This window comes from Polaromonas sp. P1_G4 (genome assembly GCF_056405475.1).
On sequence record NZ_JBFUCA010000797.1, the window covers coordinates 1 to 1,349 of the forward strand.

Here is a 1,349-nt window from a genome sequence, read left to right on the forward strand (position 1 = left end):
TCAGTAGACAGATCGTTATTCATTGATAAACATCCATGTAACTCATAAAAAAGTCAGGCTTAAGCCAGCACATCGCAACCTTGTCGCGCCAGGCCTTGCCTCAAACTCCGGAGCGCCTGGTGGTGGATCTGGGAAACACGACTTCGCTTGACTCCCAGCATCTTTCCAATGTCATCGAACGAGGTCTCTTGAAGATAGTGATAGCGAATGACCGTTCGTTCCTGTTCCGTGAGCCCTTTGAGGAGATTGGCAAGAGTCTGCTGCAAGCGTTGCAGTTCGGTTTTTTTAAAATAAGTCACCTCAGCAGAAGCTTCGGCGGCCTCCGAATGAAACGCCTCAGCATCTATCATCCCGGTGCCTTCGAGCATGACTCCCAGGGCCAGGCTCATACCGACTTCGGCGAGAAAAGAAAACAGGAACTTCGGATCGTTCATCCTGGATGAAAGCTCGGCGCCTTCGGTCGCCGCCAGAGCCGGATCCAGTTTCTCCAGCGCCGCCGCTTTGGCGGCATTGAGGCGCTCGCGGCGCAACTCGCCCTGGACTGCAATCTGCTGGTTCTTCTCCGTCAACCGGGCAAGCCCGTTAAGGATGGAACCCTGCATTCTGCGGGCGGCAAAAGTCCTGAACTGCGCTCCCAGCGAAGGCTCATAGCGATCAAAGGACTCCAATAGCCCCACACTGGCAAGCTGAAGATAGTCATCGAACTCCACTTCGTCGTGGGTGCGGCGCGCGTAAAAAGTCGCAGCGACGATGCGAGCATATGGCAAGTGCATGGAAAGAAGTTTCTCGCGGGCGGGGGCCGCACGCTGGTCTATCCACGCTCGCCACAGCAGCAGCTCATCATCCCCCAGTCCTGAAGGTGGCGCAGACTGGGACGGCTGATTGTGTGCTGTCTTCGGCATGGTGGACACGGGGCTCAATGAAAGCTGCCAACCAGTGCCTTGAGCACAAGGCTCCATCCATCGACCAGGATGAACATCAGTATCTTGATGGGCAGGGCAATGGTGGTCGGCGGCATCATCATCATCCCCAGGGCCATGAGGATGCTCGACACGATGAGGTCTATAAGCAAAAACGGCAGGAAAATCACAAAGCCGATCTGGAACGCCGCGCGCAGCTCGGACAGCATGAATGCGGGGATGAGCTGCACATTGCTAATGTCATCCATGGTCTGCGGAACCGGGGCCTTTGACAGTTCCACCATCAATGCCAGGTCGGGCTCACGCGTCTGTCGGACCATGAATTCACGCAAGGGACCCACGCCTTTGTCGTAGGTTTGTTCCATGCCGATCCGCCCCGCCATGAACGGCTCGAAAGCATCCACATTTATTTTCTGCAGGACCGGCGAC

General features: G+C 56.0%; 2 protein-coding genes. Both read right to left on the reverse strand.

Features of this window, described 5'->3' with window-relative positions:
- Window positions 1-59: 59 nt before the first annotated feature.
- The gene (locus tag AC1D1X_RS23440; protein ID WP_477669633.1) at window positions 60-902 is read right to left on the reverse strand and encodes a sigma-70 family RNA polymerase sigma factor; all 843 of its coding nucleotides are present in this window, start codon (window positions 900-902) and stop codon (window positions 60-62) included.
- Window positions 903-916: 14 nt separating this feature from the next.
- Window positions 917-1,349, reverse strand: a 433-nt coding sequence (locus AC1D1X_RS23445) for a flagellar type III secretion system pore protein FliP (protein WP_477699363.1), incomplete at its 5' end; no start/stop codon positions are given.

What these genes read in the sequence shown, in the direction of transcription:
- AC1D1X_RS23440 (WP_477669633.1), bottom strand. Translation starts at nt 902, where the DNA reads ATGCCGAAGACAGCACACAATCAGCCGTCCCAGTCTGCGCCACCTTCA.